Origin of the sequence: Falsihalocynthiibacter sp. S25ZX9, from assembly GCF_041205405.1 — a bacterium.
GTDB classification, from domain to species: Bacteria; Pseudomonadota; Alphaproteobacteria; order Rhodobacterales; family Rhodobacteraceae; genus Falsihalocynthiibacter; species Falsihalocynthiibacter arcticus.
Map to the genome: position 1 here is coordinate 1 of NZ_JBGFCD010000258.1, position 297 is coordinate 297.

At 56.9% G+C, this 297-nt stretch carries 1 protein-coding gene; it reads left to right on the forward strand.

Annotation, left to right across the window (positions count from 1 at the left end):
* Window positions 1-297, forward strand: a 297-nt coding sequence (locus tag AB9F29_RS22150; RefSeq protein ID WP_369757283.1) for a beta-eliminating lyase-related protein, incomplete at both ends; no start/stop codon positions are given.

A 297-nucleotide genomic window follows, 5' to 3' on the forward strand; every position in this document is an offset into this window, starting at 1 on the left:
GCACCCGAAGCCGTCGTGCATCTTGTGGCCACAGTGACAGCGGCCAATTCTCTTATTCTCGCCTGTCTAGCGCGACCGTTTGACACGATTTTTTGCAGTGATGTTGCCCATATCCATGAGGACGAATGCAACGCGCCGGAGTTTTATACTGGCGGCGCCAAGCTCACTTTGATTCCGACGACTGATGGGAAAATGTCCCCGCAATTTCTGGGAAGTGCCATTCGGGGCGAAGGCAATCGCGGCGTGCACGTACCACAGCGCGGCCCGATTTCAATCACCCAGCTCACGGAAGCGGGC